This window comes from Bradyrhizobium sp. IC3123, from assembly GCF_020193625.1.
Classification (GTDB): domain Bacteria; phylum Pseudomonadota; class Alphaproteobacteria; order Rhizobiales; family Xanthobacteraceae; genus Bradyrhizobium; species Bradyrhizobium yuanmingense.
This window is the reverse complement of the sequence record NZ_JADYVF010000004.1, coordinates 479,925-496,083: the sequence shown is the minus strand read 5'-3', so window position 1 is coordinate 496,083 and position 16,159 is coordinate 479,925. Positions and strand designations below refer to the sequence as shown.

General features: G+C 65.5%; 15 protein-coding genes. 7 read left to right on the top strand and 8 right to left on the bottom strand.

Going from position 1 to position 16,159, the window contains the following annotated elements; translation table 11 throughout:
* Positions 1–116: 116 nt before the first annotated feature.
* Positions 117–2,633 carry a glycogen/starch/alpha-glucan phosphorylase gene (locus tag I6F20_RS16725; RefSeq protein WP_225127025.1) on the bottom strand — a complete coding sequence of 839 codons (2,517 nt, stop codon included), beginning with the start codon at positions 2,631–2,633 and terminating at the stop codon, positions 117–119.
* A 203-nt stretch (positions 2,634–2,836) separates the two neighbouring features.
* Here I6F20_RS16725 and I6F20_RS16720 point away from each other — a divergent pair, with 203 nt between their 5' ends.
* Complete coding sequence (locus tag I6F20_RS16720; RefSeq protein ID WP_057027807.1) at positions 2,837–3,070, top strand: hypothetical protein; 234 nt, start codon at positions 2,837–2,839, stop codon at positions 3,068–3,070.
* Positions 3,071–3,093: 23 nt separating this feature from the next.
* On the opposite strand, the gene I6F20_RS16715 is transcribed toward I6F20_RS16720, so the two are convergent.
* Entirely contained in the window at positions 3,094–3,957 is an 864-nt protein-coding gene (locus tag I6F20_RS16715) for a LysR family transcriptional regulator (protein WP_225127163.1), read from the bottom strand.
* Between the two features lie 108 nt (positions 3,958–4,065).
* Here I6F20_RS16715 and I6F20_RS16710 point away from each other — a divergent pair, with 108 nt between their 5' ends.
* Positions 4,066–4,977: a DMT family transporter gene (locus tag I6F20_RS16710; RefSeq protein ID WP_036014164.1), complete on the top strand. Its 912-nt coding sequence runs from the start codon at positions 4,066–4,068 to the stop codon at positions 4,975–4,977.
* A gap of 115 nt (positions 4,978–5,092) precedes the next feature.
* Here I6F20_RS16710 and I6F20_RS16705 read toward each other — a convergent pair whose 3' ends face one another.
* The 6 genes from I6F20_RS16705 to I6F20_RS16680 form a co-directional block, all read right to left on the bottom strand.
* Positions 5,093–5,863 (bottom strand): TIGR02186 family protein, encoded by a 771-nt coding sequence (locus I6F20_RS16705; RefSeq protein WP_036014162.1) that lies wholly within the window; start codon positions 5,861–5,863, stop codon positions 5,093–5,095.
* A complete protein-coding gene (locus I6F20_RS16700; protein ID WP_074448058.1) occupies positions 5,860–6,777 on the bottom strand; it encodes a sulfite exporter TauE/SafE family protein in 918 nt (305 codons plus the stop codon). The genes I6F20_RS16705 and I6F20_RS16700 overlap by 4 nt, the downstream gene beginning before the upstream one ends.
* 196 nt (positions 6,778–6,973) lie before the next feature.
* Positions 6,974–7,909 (bottom strand): transporter substrate-binding domain-containing protein, encoded by a 936-nt coding sequence (locus tag I6F20_RS16695; protein WP_036014158.1) that lies wholly within the window; start codon positions 7,907–7,909, stop codon positions 6,974–6,976.
* An 89-nt stretch (positions 7,910–7,998) separates the two neighbouring features.
* Positions 7,999–8,589: an SCO family protein gene (locus I6F20_RS16690; RefSeq protein WP_036014156.1), complete on the bottom strand. Its 591-nt coding sequence runs from the start codon at positions 8,587–8,589 to the stop codon at positions 7,999–8,001.
* A gap of 24 nt (positions 8,590–8,613) precedes the next feature.
* Positions 8,614–8,808: a hypothetical protein gene (locus I6F20_RS16685; RefSeq protein WP_036014155.1), complete on the bottom strand. Its 195-nt coding sequence runs from the start codon at positions 8,806–8,808 to the stop codon at positions 8,614–8,616.
* A 145-nt stretch (positions 8,809–8,953) separates the two neighbouring features.
* Positions 8,954–9,475 (bottom strand): Clp protease/crotonase-like domain-containing protein, encoded by a 522-nt coding sequence (locus tag I6F20_RS16680; protein ID WP_036014153.1) that lies wholly within the window; start codon positions 9,473–9,475, stop codon positions 8,954–8,956.
* A gap of 281 nt (positions 9,476–9,756) precedes the next feature.
* Here I6F20_RS16680 and I6F20_RS16675 point away from each other — a divergent pair, with 281 nt between their 5' ends.
* From I6F20_RS16675 to I6F20_RS16655, 5 genes are all read left to right on the top strand, one after another.
* A complete protein-coding gene (locus I6F20_RS16675) occupies positions 9,757–11,415 on the top strand; it encodes an FAD-binding dehydrogenase (RefSeq protein WP_225127023.1) in 1,659 nt (552 codons plus the stop codon).
* 3 nt (positions 11,416–11,418) lie between these two features.
* On the top strand, positions 11,419–12,336 hold the full coding sequence (locus tag I6F20_RS16670; RefSeq protein ID WP_225127022.1) for a CE1 family esterase: 918 nt from the start codon (positions 11,419–11,421) through the stop codon (positions 12,334–12,336).
* Between the two features lie 134 nt (positions 12,337–12,470).
* Entirely contained in the window at positions 12,471–12,821 is a 351-nt protein-coding gene (locus tag I6F20_RS16665; protein WP_025032572.1) for a RidA family protein, read from the top strand.
* Between the two features lie 113 nt (positions 12,822–12,934).
* Positions 12,935–13,300, top strand: coding sequence for a nuclear transport factor 2 family protein (locus I6F20_RS16660; protein ID WP_036026464.1), 366 nt, complete (start codon positions 12,935–12,937; stop codon positions 13,298–13,300).
* Between the two features lie 250 nt (positions 13,301–13,550).
* Positions 13,551–16,136 carry a ligase-associated DNA damage response DEXH box helicase gene (locus I6F20_RS16655; RefSeq protein WP_225127020.1) on the top strand — a complete coding sequence of 862 codons (2,586 nt, stop codon included), beginning with the start codon at positions 13,551–13,553 and terminating at the stop codon, positions 16,134–16,136.
* Positions 16,137–16,159 lie beyond the last annotated feature (23 nt).

Here is a 16,159-nt window from a genome sequence, read left to right as displayed (position 1 = left end):
TGAAGTTGCGGCGTCGTGTCACAACGCCGCTTAGGGAATGATGACGATCATATCATCGTCCCTCGCGAAGGATGCAATAACCTCGCAAGTAAGGCCGCTTCCACGCCGCGGAAAAATCAGCCTGCGGCGTCGCGCAGGTTCGGCAGCAGCGGCGTGGTCGGATTGACCGGCACGTTCCAGATCTCCTCGGCATATTCGCGGATGGTGCGGTCCGAGGAGAACCAGGCCATGCGCGCGACATTGAGGATCGAGGCGCGGGTCCAGGCCGGCGCCACCTGCCAGCGCGCATCGACCGCGCGCTGCGCCTCGTAGTAGGAATCGAAATCGGCGCTCACCATGTAATGGTCGAGATAACGCAGCGCGTGCGCGATGGATTCGAAACGGCCGGGGTCGCCGGGCGAGAACTCGCCTGCGCCGATCGCGTTGATGGCACGCTGCAGCTTCGGCGACCGGCGGATCACGTCGGAAGCATCCAACCCCTGCTTGCGGCGGATCATCACGTCGCCGGCTTCCATGCCGAAGATCGCGATATTCTCCGCGCCGACATGGTCGCGGATCTCGATATTGGCGCCGTCGAGCGTGCCGATGGTGATGGCCCCGTTCAGCGCCAGCTTCATGTTGCCGGTGCCGGAGGCTTCCATGCCGGCGGTGGATATCTGCTCGGACAGATCGGCGGCGGGAATGATCACCTCCGCGAGGCTGACATTGTAGTCGGGCAGGAACACGACCTTGAGCTTGCCGCCGATCGCGGGATCGTTATTGACGATTTCGGCGACGTCGTTGATCAGCTTGATGATCAGCTTGGCGTAGCGATAGCTCGCGGCCGCCTTGCCGGCGAAGATCTTCACCCGCGGCACCCAATTGCCGTTGGGCTCGTCCTTGATGGCCTGGTACAGCGCGACCGTTTCGATGACATTGAGCAACTGGCGCTTGTATTCGTGGATGCGCTTGATCTGCACGTCGAACAATGCGCCCGGGTCGACCCTGATGCCGAGCCGTTCGCCGATCAGGCGGGCGAGCTGGGCCTTGTTGTGGTGTTTGACGCTGCGGAACTTCTTCTGGAACTCGACGTCGCTGGCGCGCGCCTCGATCAGCGAGAGCTGGGTCGGATCGTCGAGCACGGCATCGCCGCAGCTCTCGCGCAACAAATCCGTCAGCTTCGGGTTCGCCAGCATCAGCCAGCGTCGGAAGGTGATGCCGTTGGTCTTGTTGGTGATCCGTCCGGGATAGAGATGGTTGAGGTCGTGGAACACGGTCTCGCGCATCAGGTCCGAATGCATCGCCGAGACCCCGTTGATGCGATGCGAGCCGACGAAGGCGAGTTGGCCCATGCGCACGCGGCGGCCGCTCTTCTCGTCGATCAGCGACACCGAGGCGCGGAAGTCGATGTCGCCCGGGCAGCGCGCTTCGGCGAGCGCCAGATGCTGCACGTTGATGCGGTAGATGATCTCCAAATGCCGCGGCAGCAGCCGCTCGAACAGCTCGACCGGCCAGGTCTCCAGCGCCTCCGGCAGCAGCGTGTGGTTGGTGTAGGAGAGGGTGGCGACCGTGATCTTCCAGGCCTCGTCCCAGCGGAAATTGTGGAGGTCGACGAGGATGCGCATCAGCTCGGTGACGGCAAGGCTCGGATGGGTGTCGTTGAGCTGCACCGCGACCTTGCCGGCGAGGTTGCGCAGCTGGCCGTCGGAGGCGAGATGCCGCTTCACCAGGTCCTGGAGCGAGGCGGAGACGAAGAAATATTCCTGGCGCAGCCGCAGCTCGCGGCCCGCCGGGCTCTCGTCGTTCGGATAGAGGAACTTGCAGATCGCCTCCGCGCGCGCCTGCTCGGCGCTGGCGCTGACGTAATCGCCTTTGTTGAAGGCATCTAACTTGAGCGGATCGGGCGAGCGCGCCGACCACAGCCGCAGCGCGTTGACGTGCTGGCCGCGCCAGCCGACGATTGGCGTGTCATAGGCGATTGCCTGCACGGTTTCAGCAGGATGCCAGATCGAGCGGTCGCGGCCCTTGTCGTCGACATGCTCGACGCCGCCGCCGAAATTGACGTCGTAGATCACCTCGGGTCGCTGCAATTCCCAGGGGTTGCCGAAGCTCAGCCATTCGTCAGGATATTCCTGCTGCCAGCCCTGATTGATGATCTGACGGAACAGGCCGTAATCGTAGCGGATGCCGTAGCCGATCGCGGGGATCGACAGCGTCGCCATGCTCTCCATGAAGCAGGCGGCGAGCCGGCCGAGGCCGCCATTGCCGAGCGCCGCATCCGGCTCGCATTTGCGCAGCTCCGGCAGCGAGACGCCGAGATCGCCGAGCGCGACCTCGAAGATCTTGAGCAGGCCCATGTTGTTGAGCGCGTCGGTGAAGAGCCGGCCGATCAGGAATTCGAGCGAGAGATAGTAAACCCGCTTGCGGCCGGCGTCGTAGCTGTGCTTCTCGGCCGTGAGCCAGCGATGCACGATGCGGTCGCGCAGCGCGAGCGCCGCGGCCTGGTACCAATCGTGCCTGGTCGCCATGCCAGCGTCCTTGCCGATGGCAAGGCGCAGCTTCGCCAGGATTGCGCCCTTGATCTCGGCCAGCGCGAGTTCGTCGATGGGCTGCCCGGGGGCCGGATAACTGGGCTGGAACGATGAATCCTGCAAAGCCGTTACTTCCTAGGTCGAAACAACTCTTAACTCTACGCGTCCTGCCCTTGCACCGGAACTGTCGCCCGCGAGGTCGTGCACTGCGCTGGCGCAAATTTATGCAAGGAATGGGCCGAATTGGGAACCCGGAGGAGCACGGAGAAACCCAGATTCGGTGCTAGATTACGAAAGATTCAGCCATCAGTGTGGAGAAGCGGACCGTGAGACTGCTGATCGAAATCGCCACTGCGGCCCTGCTCGTCGTCTGCATCAGCGCCACCAGTGCGGCGTTTGCCGCCGGCACGACCGGTCGCAGCGCCGATGGCCTCAGCTGCGGCTTCACAGCGCCGCAGAAGGCGTCGCCCGCAGCCCGCTGCGCTGCGATCAAGCGCCAATGCGGCGGCAAGTTTTACGCAAGCGCGTGTGGCGACAAGCTGATATCCGCAGCGAATTGAGAGCCGTAGGAGGTTTGGTGAGCTCAAGCCGCCTTGCTCTGCACCGTATCGCAAAACTCCGCGAGACGGTCCGCAAGCCGCAGCGTCGCCGGGCTCGCATCCGGCGAAGCCATCAGTGCAACCTCGGTCTTGTTGATCGGCGCAAAGCCGTCCTTCGCCGTCAGCACGCGGTGGTCGGTCTGGATCGCCATCTCCGACAGGATGCTGAGGCCCATGCCGGCGGCGACCGCGGCCTGAATGCCGGCGAGGCTCGATGAGGTGTAGGCGGTGTGCCAAGCGCGGCCGGCCGTTTCCAGCGCGTGGATGGCGCCGGCGCGGTAGATGCAGCCGAGCGGAAAGCCGATCAGCGGCACCGACGGCACGTTGACGTCGACCGGGTGGCTCTTGCTGGTGACCCAGTGCACCCGCTCCGGCCACACCGCGATCGCGTCCTTCGCGCCAGCCTCGCGCTTGTAGAGCGCAAGGTCGAGCTCGCCGCGTTGGAGATCGCGGGCGAGATGCTTGCTCTGGTCGGCGCGCACGTCCAGCCGCAATCCCGGATGCGAGCGCGAGAACGCGCCCAGCAGTTTTGCCAGCCGGTACGCGGCAAAGTCCTCGGGGATGCCGAGCCGGATCGCGCCATCGCTATCAGGCTGGCGCAGCACGTCGCGCGCCTCCTCGGCCAGCGAGAGCAATCGCCGCGCATAGGACAGCAGCCGCTCGCCGGCCTCGGTCGGGCGCACGTCCTTGCCGTCGCGGTGCAGCAGCACCTGACCGACATCCTCCTCCAGCCGCTTGATCTGCTGACTCACGGTCGATTGCGTGCGGTGGACGCGCTCGCCGGCGCGGGTGAAGCCGCCGGCCTCGACCACCGAGACAAAGCTGCGCAGCAGCTCGAGATCGAGCACGGCCGCCTCCATTAAGAAATCCACTGGGCGCGAGTTAATCATTTAATTTCCAAATGGCAAGCGGCCTCCCTAGATCGAGGGCAGAAAAAACATCCGAGAATGCCCCTCATGTCGCTCGCCAGCTCGCTTCCCGCCCCCCGCAGCCGCTTCAACACATTGCCGCTCGCGATCGGCCTGTTCTGCCTGCTCTGGAGCTACGCCTTCATCGCTGGCAAGATCGGCGTCACCCATTGCCCGCCGCTGATCCTGCTCGCCGCGCGCTTCTCGCTCGCGGGTATCTTGATCCTGGGCGCCACGTTGATCCGCGGCGAAGCCTGGTCGTTGTCGTGGCGCGATGCCGCGATCTTCGCGTTGCTCGGCATCGCCAACAATGCGCTCTATCTCGGCCTCGGCTACACCGGCCTGCAATCGGTCTCCGCCGGCCTCGGCGGCCTGATCGTGTCAGCCAATCCGGTGTTCACCGCGGGCCTTGCCGCGCTGCTGCTCGGCGAAGGCATGACCTGGCGCAAGGCGAGCGGCCTCTTGCTCGGCATCATCGGCGTGACCGCAATCGTCTGGCACCGCCTGTCGGTCGGCACCGATTCGCTGCACGGCATCGTTTTCACGCTGGCCTCGCTCGCTTCGATCGTGGCCGGCACCATCCTGTTCAAGCTGCTGGCGCCGAAGGGATCCCTGTGGATCGGCAATGGCGTGCAGAACCTCGCGGCCGGCATCGTACTGACACCGGTCGCGCTCACCTTCGCCGATGTCGACGCGATCGACTATACGCCGAGCCTGATCGGCGCCTTCGCCTTTCTCGTGCTCGGCGGCTCGATCATCGCTTCTTGGCTCTGGTTTCGTCTCTTGAAGACGTGTGGCGCCACCGCCGCCAGCGCCTATCATTTCCTGATGCCGCCGCTCGGCATGCTGTTCGCATTCCTCGTCCTCGGCGAGCACATCGAGGCGCGCGACCTGCTTGGCATCATTCCGGTCGCGCTCGGCATCTATCTGGTGACGCGGCCGGCGAAGGCGGTGGTGTAGGTGGAGGCCCCGCTGTTCACTATCGTCATTGCGAGGAGCTCTTGCGACGAAGCAATCCAGACTGCCGCAGCGGAGGCAGTCTGGATTGCTTCGCTGCGCTCGCAATGACGGGGGGCTAGTCCTTCCTGAACACGATCGAGGCCATCCACCCCGTCATCAGCGCCATCGCAACGGTGGCGAGGCCGTAGATCAGGCCATTCTGGCGGGCAGTGGTGGCGACGAACTGCTCGAAGCCGACCTTGACGATCTCGAACGCGGTCTCGGTCTTGCCGATGAACGCGCCGTTGGCGAACAGCTTGATCTCGATCTCATAGGTGCCGATCGGCACCTCCGCAGGCAGCGGAATGCCGGTGCGGAACAGCGTCGGCGTCAGGAACGTGACCGCGCTTCCGTCTTCGCGGTAGAGCCCGCGCTGGGTGCGCAGGCGAATGAAGGCCGAGCGGAACGCATCGTTGGGCACCACGTCGGCAAAGTCGCCGCTGACCCGCTGCGTCAGCAGCACGTTGTTGAGCCCGATCTGCTGCCGCCGCGCGATCTCGGGCGAGGTGATGGCGTCGAGCGGGCGGTTGGCGAACAGCGCGAGATAGCTCGGCACCTGCAGGAATTGGCGGTAGTCGGTGTTGATCCAGATGCCGAAGGTGCGCTCCTTCCGCCGCGTCACCATGTCGGCGCGCGGGCCCATCACGGTGACGACGAGGTCGTAGGCCGTGCGGTCCGCGGGCGTCGTCGTATCCTTCTCGACCGAGCCGAACAGCACCAGCTCCTCGCCGGAATAGTTCGGCGTCACCGTGACCCGGTGATTCGAGACCGACACAATCAGCCGCTCGGCCCGCGCAGCGCCGCCGAGCAGCAGGACGAGGACGATGGCGAGAAGCATGCGCCTCATCGGCTCACTCCGAGCTCACGGATGGTGAAGAGATCGGAGGGCTGGATCACCAGCTCGATCGCGAAGCGGATTCCGACCGAGAGGATGAGCAAGCCCAGCAGCAGCCGCAGCTGCTCGCCGCGGATCTTCTGGCCGGCACGGGCGCCGAACTGCGCGCCGGTGACGCCGCCGACCATCAGGATCAGCGCCAGCACGGCATCGACGAGGTGATTGGTCGCCGCGTGCAGCATGGTCGCGAACAGCATGGTGACGACGGTGAGAACCATCGAGGTCCCGATCACCGTCGAGGTCGGCACCCTCAAGAGATAGATCATGATCGGCACCAGGATGAAGCCGCCGCCTATACCCATGATGGCGCCGATGAAACCGATCACGATGCCGACGATCACCACGGGGATGACCGAGAGATAGATCTTCGAGCGCTTGAACCGCATCTTCAGCGGCAGGCCGTGGATCCAGTTGTGGGTGCGGCGCGGCGGCAGCGCCCCGCGCCGGGTCCGCATCAAGGCGCGCAATCCTTCCGAGAACATCAGGCTGCCGACCGTGGTGAGCAGCACGACGTAGGAGAGCGCGATCATCAGGTCGAGCTGGCCGAGCGCCCGCAGCTGGGTGAAGGTCCAGACGCCGAGCGTCGTGCCGGTCACGCCGCCGCATAACAACACGCTCGCCAGCGCCGGATCGATCGCGCGCCGCCGCCAATAGGAGAGGGCGCCGGAAAAGGAGGAGGCCGCGATGTGGCTCGCCACGGAGGCCACCGCGACCGCCGGCGTGATGCCGATGAAGATCAAAAGCGGCGTCATCAAGAAGCCGCCGCCGATGCCGAACATGCCGGAGACGAAGCCGACCGCCGCGCCCATGGCGAGCACCAGGAAGACGTTGACCGGAAGATCGGCGATCGGGAGGTAAAGCTGCATTGAACCTGCGCACCGGCGAGACGGATCGACGAACGCGGAATGCTCGCGGAGAGGACGGAACGATTGCCGCGTCCTTCAATAGCGGAATTCGCGGGCGGGCGGGACCGGGAATTTCAGGCGTGGTGAATGGGTATGACGCGCGCGTGATGATCTCTGCGATCGTCCGCACTCCCGCTGCAGGCGGAGAGGCGAAAGGTCAGAACGGACTGACCGAGAAATACCGTAGCCAGAGATCGGTGTAGCGGCCTTTTTCCCAGATCCGGAACATCGCCCAGTTCAGGGCCTGGCGCAGCACGTCGTTGCCCTTGCGCACGGCGATGCCGATGCCCTCGCCGAAAAAGCGGCTCTCGACGAACGGACCGCCGGAGAAGGCGCAGCAATCGGCCGAATCCGTGCCGTTGATCCAGAACGCCAGCGAGATGGCGTCGCCGAAGATGAAGTCGACCTCGCCCCTGCGCAGAGCTGCGCGCATCGCATCGTCATTGGGGTAGGCGTGCAGCTCGGCGTCGGTGAACATCGCCTTGAGATACGCCTCGTGCGCCGAGCCGGCGATGGCGCCGACCTTCTTGCCCTCGAGATATTCGGGGCGGATCTCCGGCATCACCGCATCCTTGCGCGAGACGAAGCGCGCCGGCACGCGGTAATAGGGATCGGTGAAGTCGACGCGGGCGCGCAGCTGCGGGCTCACCGCCATGGAGGCGATGATTGCATCGCCCCGGTTGGAGGTGAGCGCATCGACCAGCGTCTCGAAACGCCGCATCTGCACCGTGCAGGTGACCTTGATCTCCTCGCACAGGGCGCGGGCGAAATCGACGTTGAAGCCGGCCGGATTGCCGTCCGCACCGGTGTAGTTGAACGGCGGATAGTCGGTCTCGGTCAGGAAGCGGATCACGGTCAGGCGGGACAGGTCCGGCCGTTCGGGGCGCCGGCGCGGGTCCCAGAACCCGGGCACCGCCTGCGGGGCGGCCTGGGGCGCCGCCTGAGGGGTGGTCTGTGGCGCAGCCGGAGGCCGCTTGGCGGGAGCTTGCGCGTTCGCCTCGGTGAGGCCGCCGAGCAGGCAAAGGCCAGCAGCCAGCCCTGCCAGCAAGCCACGGACAGATTTGAGCGATTTCGCCTGTTGCGATGGAGCCATCGGCCGAAGGAATGAATTTCGTCGGGATCGGAGGGCCTTATAGACCATCCCGCCGGGAACGCGAGCGCCGATTGTGGCCAGCGTGAAGCTCAGAGATACCGCTTCAAATCAACCGCTGCCTCTTCCGGCGTCCGCTTCAAATTGAACGGCGAGACGAACCTGCCCTCGCGGTCCATCAGGTAGATCAGCGCGGTGTGGTCCATCGTGTAATCGCCGTCCTTGGTGGGGACCTTTTTGGCATAGACCCGGTAGGAGGAGATCACCTTGGCGGTCTCGGCGGGGTCGCCGGACAGGCCTTGGAGGTGCGGATCGAAGCTCGACAGGTAATCCTTCATCGTCGCCGGCGTGTCGCGCTCGGGATCGACCGAAATGAAGATGGCATTGACCTTGTCGGCGTCCTTGCCCAGCGCGCGCAGCACTTCCGAGATCTCGAACAGCGAGGTCGGGCAGACGTCGGGGCAATGGGTGTAGCCGAAGAAGATCAGGGTCGGCTTGCCCTTCAGGCTCTTGTCGGTGACGGCCTTGCCGTTCTGGTCGGTCAGCTGGAACGGGCCGCCGATCGCGGCCGGCTGTGCCACCTTGCCGACCCCGCCCATGGCCCAGAACATGATCAGGAGCCCGACGACGAGGCTTGTAGCGAAGGCGGTCGCGATCACCAGCGGACGGGTGGCGGAGCTCATGGGCGGAAAACTTCCTGTCGCAGGTCAGAAGCAGGCGGCAAAGCCGGTCCTGATCATTTCGAAGAACACCTGGCTGCCATAGTGGAACCAGAGCGCCAGCGCGCCGATCACGGCGAGACCGCCGATTGCAGCGCCCGCCCACAGCAGCACGGATGGCATCCGCCCGGCAGTGGGCGAATTGTCCGATAGCCGATGTGCCGGGTGCAGCGGTTGAGCCATGACAACGATCGGGACGAAGGCCCCGGTTCCCTGGCTTTCAGATAGGCTTTGCGCCGGCTGCGGGCAAGGCGCCGCCAGCAGGCAAGGCTCCGCCCGCAGGCAAGACGCCGCGGCGGCGCCAGAGGACGCCGCCAGCCTGTGGATGTCAGTGGAGGAGCTGGCCCCGGGCGGATTCGAGCGGCTCCGCTTGCGGGAGCGACCGGCGCGACGGCCTGGTCGTCGAGGCCTGCGCGTCCAGGTAGCACGGCTTGTACATGGCCTGGAGCTGCTTGCCCCTCAGGAAGAGCATCCGCGGGGTGAGGCCGCCCCGCTGGCCGATCCAGCGCCTGATCTGCGAGGGATACATCGCATAGAGCATCTGGGTCGCTTCGGGATTGGTGATGGCGCGGCCGTTGGCGCCGAAATCCCAGGCGGCATGGAAGCCCAGCGTCGCATGCGAGGTCACGCAGATCCGGTCGTGCGGGATAGCACCGAGAACGATGGTACAGGCCGAGGCGCAGAGGCCATCGATGATGACCGTCTCGCCCGATTGCCTGAGGTCCTGGTACTTGTCGACGTAGGTTCCGATCCGGCCGCCGCGGTCATCCGCGATCCGAACCACCGCGTGAGAAGCCCCCATGCCTGCGATCAAGAGAACCGCCGCAAGCAACCCCGTCAGAAAATTCATTTTCCCCCGCCCCAGTCGAATTCGAATCTGTGTGTCAGGTGATGATGCACGGCTAGCGTCGGTCGTAACCGAGGCTTTGTCTAGGCAGGCCTGCTGGCTCAAAACAAATTAAATCCAGTGTTGCGTCCGCGCTGCACCCGGCCGGTCTCCATCCCAAAGTGGAACAAGTTAACGAGGTCTTGCGCGCCATACCCTTGATCTCAGTTGCAACCGCTGGCTTCAATCCGGGCAACTACAGGGGGGAACCCTTGAGGAGGAGAAGAACTTGGAGGGGGAAGCGCATGGTTCAAGAAACGGATGTCATCGTCGTCGGCGCGGGACTGTCGGGCCTCGTTGCCGCCACCGAGATTGCCGATGCGGGCAAGCGCGTGATGGTTGTCGACCAGGAAGGCGAGCAGTCGCTGGGGGGCCAGGCGTTCTGGTCGTTCGGCGGATTGTTCCTGGTCGATTCGCCGGAGCAGCGCCGGCTCGGCATCAAGGACTCCTACGAGCTTGCCATGCAGGACTGGCTCGGCACCGCCGGCTTCGACCGCGACGAGGATTTCTGGCCGCGCCAATGGGCCGAAGCCTATGTGGCCTTCGCGGCCGGCGAGAAGCGCGGCTGGCTGCGCGCGATGGGCCATCGCTTCTTTCCCGTGGTCGGCTGGGCCGAGCGCGGCGGATATGATGCGATGGGCCACGGCAATTCGGTGCCGCGCTTCCACGTCACCTGGGGCACCGGCCCGGGCATCGTCGAGCCGTTCGAGCGCCGCGCGCGCGAGGCGATGAAGACCGGCCGATTGATCTTCCGATTCCGCCATCGCGTCGATGCGCTCTCGGTCACCAATGGCACGGTGGATGGCGTCAGCGGCGTCGTTCTTGCGCCTGATGATGCAGAGCGCGGCAAGAGCTCCTCGCGCAACGTGGTCGGTGACTTCGCGTTGAAGGCGCAGGCCGTGATCGTCGCCTCCGGCGGCATCGGCGGCAACCACGAGCTGGTGCGGCAGAACTGGCCGGAGCGGCTCGGTGAGCCCCCGAAGTTCATGATCTCCGGCGTGCCCGAGCATGTCGACGGGCGCATGATAGGCATCACGGAAAAGACCGGCGCACGGCTGATCAATCGCGACCGCATGTGGCACTACGTCGAGGGCATCCAGAACTGGAACCCGATCTGGCCGCGCCACGGCATCCGCATCCTGCCGGGTCCTTCCTCGATGTGGTTCGACGCCACAGGCACGCGGCTGCCGGCGCCGCTATTCCCGGGCTCGGACACGCTCGGCCAGCTCAAATACATCATGTCGACCGGCTACGACTATTCCTGGTTCATCCTGACCCAGAGCATCATCAAGAAAGAGTTTGCGCTGTCGGGCTCGGAGCAGAACCCGGACCTGACCGGCAAGAGCTGGCGCATGACGCTTCGCCGCGCCACCAACAAGGGCGCGCCGGCGCCGGTGGAGGCGTTCAAGAGCCATGGTGTCGACTTCATTGTCCGCGACAAGCTCGATGAGCTCGTTGCGGCCATGAACAAGCTCGCCGGCAGCGATCTCCTCAAGCTCGAGCACATCAGGATGCAGATCGAGGCGCGTGACCGCGAGATCGCCAATCCCTACGTCAAGGATGCGCAGGTCATGAACATCCACAATGCGCGCCGCTATATCGGCGACAAGTTGATCCGCACCGCTTCCCCGCACCGCATCCTCGATCCCGCGCATGGACCGCTGATCGCGGTGAAGCTCAACATCCTCACCCGCAAGACGCTGGGCGGCTTCGAGACCGATCTCGACTCCCGCGTGTTCGGGGAGGAGGGCCGCGTCATTCCCGGCCTTTACGCCGTCGGCGAGGCCGCCGGCTTCGGTGGCGGCGGCGTGCATGGCTATCGCTCGCTGGAAGGCACCTTTCTGGGCGGCTGCCTGTTCTCGGGCCGCAATGCGGGCCGTGCCGCCGCCAAGGCAGTGGGCTAGACCATGCGGCGGCGGATGCGCATCGCCACGCTGATCGCTGCTTTGACGGCAGCTTCGACTGCGTCCGCCGATACGGTCGATGTCAACGGGGTGAAGCGCTCCTACACCGCGCAACTGCCGGCCAAGCGGCCCGCACCGCTCGTCATCGTGCTGCATGGCAAGACCCAGCGCGGCGCCGACATGGTCACGCGGACGGCCTGGCCGCAGGTTGCCAAGCGCGAGGGCCTTGCCGTTGTGTTTCCGGACGGGCTCAACAACGCATGGGCGGACGCGCGCACCAAGGCGGGGCCGGCCCTGCGCGGACCACCGGTCGGCACCGATGACGTCGCCTTCATCGCAAGGCTGGTCGAGAAGCTGGTGGCCGACGGCACGGCCGATGCGAAGCGCGTCTACGTCGCCGGCGTCTCCAATGGCGGTGCCATGGCGATGACCATGGCCTGCGCGCGGGCCGATCTGTTTGCGGCGGCTGCGAGTGTGATCATGAACCTCAACGATGAAGCCGCCGTCACCTGTCATCCGTCGCGGCCGCTGCCGATGCTGCTCATGAACGGTACCGCCGATCCGCTGGTCCCTTATGAGGGCGGGCGCGGATCGAGCTATTTTGCCGCAGAGGGATTCTGGTCGACGGACGAGACGCTGGCGTTTTGGCGCAGGCTCAATGGCTGCGAGACCGACGACGCCGGGATCACCGACATGCCCGACGCGGCGCCGGCGGACCAGTCCACGGTGACGCGGATCAGCTCGCGCTGTCCGGCTGGGCACGACGTCGTGCTTTATCGCATCAACCATGGCGGTCACCGCATGCCAGGCTTCGCTCCGGATGCCCGATTCCCGAAGGTCGCCAGGAACCTGCTCGGATCGCAGAACGGCGACATCGACGGCGCCGAAACGATCTGGACGTTCTTCAGCCGATTTCCGTGAAGGGCGCATGCGTTGCTGGCCAACGCATGCGTGCCGGGCAACGCATGCGTGGCAGGCAACGCACGCGTGCCAAGGGGTGGCACAGTGCAAACCGCTGGGCTAGACAGGGCCGCCATTCCAGCCAGGAGATCCAGATGAGCATTCAGCGTTTTGAAACCGGCCCGCGCATGAGCCAGGTCGTCGTGCACGGCAACACCGTCTATCTCGCCGGTGTCGTCGCCAACAAGGCGGCCGGCGAAAGCGTGACGAAGCAGACCCAGGACATCCTGGCGACCATCGACGGTCACCTCGCCAAGGCCGGCACCGACAAGTCGAAGCTGCTCTCGGCCACGATCTACATCACCGACATGAAGACCTTCGCAGAGATGAACGCTGTGTGGGACGCCTGGGTCTCGCCCGGCAATACGCCTGCGCGCGCCACCGTCGAAGCCAAGCTGGCCGCCCCGCAATACACCGTCGAGATCATGGTGACGGCGGCGAAGTAATTTTTGCGAAAACCTCACGCGCGTTGATGACCTCCGAGGTAATCGATCAACGCGCGTGAACCTTCGATAGTCACGGTCAGCCGGACAACACGGCGCCATCGAAGGAGAGAACCATGACCGACCCCGTCACCATCGCCCGTCGCTACATCGAGCTCTGGAACGAGCGCACCGCCGGCCGCCGCCGCGAGCTGCTGAGCGAAAGCTGGACGACGGATGCGAGCTACGTCGACCCCGTGATGAAGGGCGACGGCCAGGACGGCATCGAGGCGCTGATCGCAGGTGTGCAGCAGCGCTTTCCCGATTTCACATTCAAGCTGATCGGCGAGCCCAACGGCTACGGCGATCACATCCGCTTCTCGTGGGGACTTGGCCCTGACGGCGCCGACAGCCCGATCAAGGGCACCGATTTCGCCGTGCTGAAGGACGGCCGGATCAGAAGCGTGACCGGATTTCTCGATCAGGTCCCGGCCGGGGCGTGAGAGCGCTGGCCCTCGTCGCGCAGGCGAGGAGAGGACCGAAATTTGGACCTCACAAGCGGTCGTCATGCCCGGGCTTGTCCCGGGCATCCACGTTCTTCGTGCCGCGGGTAAGACGTGGATGGCCGGGACAAGCCCGGCCATGACGATGTCGAGGCTATCGTGCCTCAAATGGACAGCGCGTGTGCGATCGCCCTGTCGCAGGCCATAGCCCCCCTCGACGAAGCCATCCCTACGGCTTACCTGTCATGCCGTGCCGCCCCGTATCCTCCAAACATCGACCGAGCCGGCCGCGCTGCTGCCGGATCGCTTCCAGGCCTGGTTCGCAGCCCGCGGCTGGTCGCCGCGCGCGCATCAATTGGCGCTGCTGGAGAAGGCGGGCGAGGACCGGTCGGCGCTGCTGATTGCGCCGACCGGCGCCGGCAAGACGCTGGCCGGATTTCTGCCGACGCTGGTCGAGCTGTGGACGCAGCCGCTGACACGCGACGCGGGCGCGAAGAAGAACTTCGTCTCCACCGGCCGCAGCGTGCAACGCAGCGGCGGCCTGCACACCCTCTACATCTCGCCGCTCAAGGCGCTCGCCGTCGACATCGCGCGCAATCTCGAGCGACCGATCGCCGAGATGGACTTGCCCATCAAGGTCGAGACCCGCACCGGCGATACGCCGGTGTCGCGCCGTCAGCGGCAGCGGCGCTATCCGCCCGACGTGTTGCTGACGACGCCCGAGCAGCTCGCGCTGCTGCTCTCCTCCGACGACGCACCGTTCCTGTTTTCCTCTCTCAAGCGCATCGTGCTCGACGAGCTGCACGCGCTGGTCACGTCCAAGCGGGGCGATCTGCTCTCCCTCGGGCTGGCGCGATTGTGGCGCCTCGCGCCGCAGATGCGCGCGATCGGCTTGTCCGCGACCGTAGCCGAGCCAGAGCAGCTCGCGCGCTTCCTGGTGCCGCAGCCCGACGGCAAGGAGCGGGCAGCCGACATCGTCGTCGCCGGCGGCGCCGCGCCGCCCGTGGTCGAGATGCTCGATACGCGCGAGCGGCTGCCCTGGGCCGGTCACAGCGCGCGTCACGCGCTCCCTGAAATCTACGAGCTGATCAAGGCCAACAAGACCACGCTGGTCTTCGTCAACACCCGCAGCCAGGCCGAGATGCTGTTCCAGAATCTCTGGAGCATGAACGACGATGGCCTTGCCATCGCGCTGCATCACGGCTCGCTCGACGTCGCCCAGCGCCGCAAGGTCGAAGACGCCATGTCGGCGGGCCGGCTGCGCGGCGTGGTCTGCACCTCCTCGCTCGACCTCGGCGTCGACTGGGGTGACGTCGATCTCGTCGTCAATATCGGCGCGCCAAAAGGCTCCTCGCGTCTGATGCAGCGCATCGGCCGCGCCAATCACCGCCTCGACGAGGCTTCCCGCGCGGTGCTGGTGCCCGCCAACCGTTTTGAAGTGCTGGAGTGCCGCGTCGCCATCGACGCCATCGCCGAGAATGCGCAGGATACGCCGCCCTTGCGCACTGGCGCGCTCGACGTGCTGGCTCAGCATGTTCTGGGCTGTGCCTGTGGCGAGCCGTTCTTCAGCGACGAGCTCTATGGCGAGGTTCGCACCGCCGCGCCCTACGCAAGCCTGTCGCGGCAGGATTTCGACGACGTCGTCGATTTCGTCGCCTCCGGCGGCTATGCGCTGAAGACCTATGAGCGCTTTGCTCGCATCAAGCAGGACAAGGAGGGACGCTGGCGCGTCGCCAATCCCAAGGTGCGGCAGAGCTACCGCATGAATGTCGGCACCATCGTCGAGGACGACATGCTGAAGGTGCGGCTGGTGCGTTCGCGCGGCAGCGGTGCAGGATCCACAGGCGTGATCGCACGCGGCGGCCGACTGCTCGGCGAGATCGAGGAAGCCTTCATCGAGGGCCTCTCCCCCGGCGACACATTCGTGTTCTCGGGCGAAGTGGTGCGCTACGAGACCCTGGTCGAGGACCAGGTCTATGTCTCGCGCGCGCATGACAAGGACCCGAAGGTGCCGTCCTACATGGGCGGCAAGTTTCCGCTTTCGACCTATCTCGCCGAGCGCGTGCGCCGCCTGCTCGATGATGGCCGCGCCTGGGGCGGCTTGCCGGAGCAGGTGCGCGACTGGCTGTCGCTGCAGAAGGATGTCAGCAGAGTGCCGGCGGTCCGCGAGCTGCTGGTCGAGAGCTTTCCGCGGGCCAACAAGCATTATCTCGTTTGCTACCCCTTCGAGGGCCGTCTCGCGCATCAGACCTTGGGCATGCTGCTGACGCGCCGGCTGGAGCGCGCTCGCGCGCGTCCGCTCGGCTTCGTCGCCAATGAATATGCCGTGGCGATCTGGGGGCTCGGTGATCTCTCCTTCATGATCCGCGATGGGCGGATCGACCTCAACGCGCTGTTCGATCCTGACATGCTCGGCGATGATCTCGAAGCCTGGCTCGCCGAATCCGCGCTGATGAAGCGAACCTTCCGCAACTGCGCCATCATCTCCGGCCTGATCGCGCGCCGCCACACCGGGGAGGAGAAGAGCCGCCGTCAGGTGCTGTTCTCGACCGATCTCGTCTACGACGTGTTGCGCAAGCACCAGGCCGATCACGTCCTGCTCCGCGCTGCGCGCGCCGATGCCGCCACCGGCCTGCTCGATTTGCGCCGGCTCGGCGACATGCTGATGCGCATCCACGGCCGCATCACGCACCGGGAACTCGACCGCGTCTCCCCGCTCGCCGTACCCGTGATGCTGGAAATCGGCCGCGAGTCAGTTTATGGCGAAGCTGCAGACGAGCTTTTGGCGGAAGCCGCCGACGAGCTCGTCAAAGAGGCGATGGATCGAAGCGGGTAAGACGTGACGGCAGGCGCGCTGAT

Excerpts from the sequence above, each read along its gene's own strand:
- I6F20_RS16665 (WP_025032572.1), top strand. The coding sequence starts at position 12,471 with ATGAGCATTCAGCGTTTTGAAACCGGCCCGCGCATGAGCCAGGTCGTC.
- I6F20_RS16705 (WP_036014162.1), bottom strand. The coding sequence starts at position 5,863 with ATGAGGCGCATGCTTCTCGCCATCGTCCTCGTCCTGCTGCTCGGCGGC.
- I6F20_RS16670 (WP_225127022.1), top strand. The coding sequence starts at position 11,419 with ATGCGGCGGCGGATGCGCATCGCCACGCTGATCGCTGCTTTGACGGCA.
- I6F20_RS16675 (WP_225127023.1), top strand. The coding sequence starts at position 9,757 with ATGGTTCAAGAAACGGATGTCATCGTCGTCGGCGCGGGACTGTCGGGC.
- I6F20_RS16685 (WP_036014155.1), bottom strand. The coding sequence starts at position 8,808 with ATGGCTCAACCGCTGCACCCGGCACATCGGCTATCGGACAATTCGCCC.
- I6F20_RS16660 (WP_036026464.1), top strand. The coding sequence starts at position 12,935 with ATGACCGACCCCGTCACCATCGCCCGTCGCTACATCGAGCTCTGGAAC.
- I6F20_RS16680 (WP_036014153.1), bottom strand. The coding sequence starts at position 9,475 with ATGAATTTTCTGACGGGGTTGCTTGCGGCGGTTCTCTTGATCGCAGGC.
- I6F20_RS16695 (WP_036014158.1), bottom strand. The coding sequence starts at position 7,909 with ATGGCTCCATCGCAACAGGCGAAATCGCTCAAATCTGTCCGTGGCTTG.
- I6F20_RS16710 (WP_036014164.1), top strand. The coding sequence starts at position 4,066 with ATGTCGCTCGCCAGCTCGCTTCCCGCCCCCCGCAGCCGCTTCAACACA.
- I6F20_RS16690 (WP_036014156.1), bottom strand. The coding sequence starts at position 8,589 with ATGAGCTCCGCCACCCGTCCGCTGGTGATCGCGACCGCCTTCGCTACA.
- I6F20_RS16700 (WP_074448058.1), bottom strand. The coding sequence starts at position 6,777 with ATGCAGCTTTACCTCCCGATCGCCGATCTTCCGGTCAACGTCTTCCTG.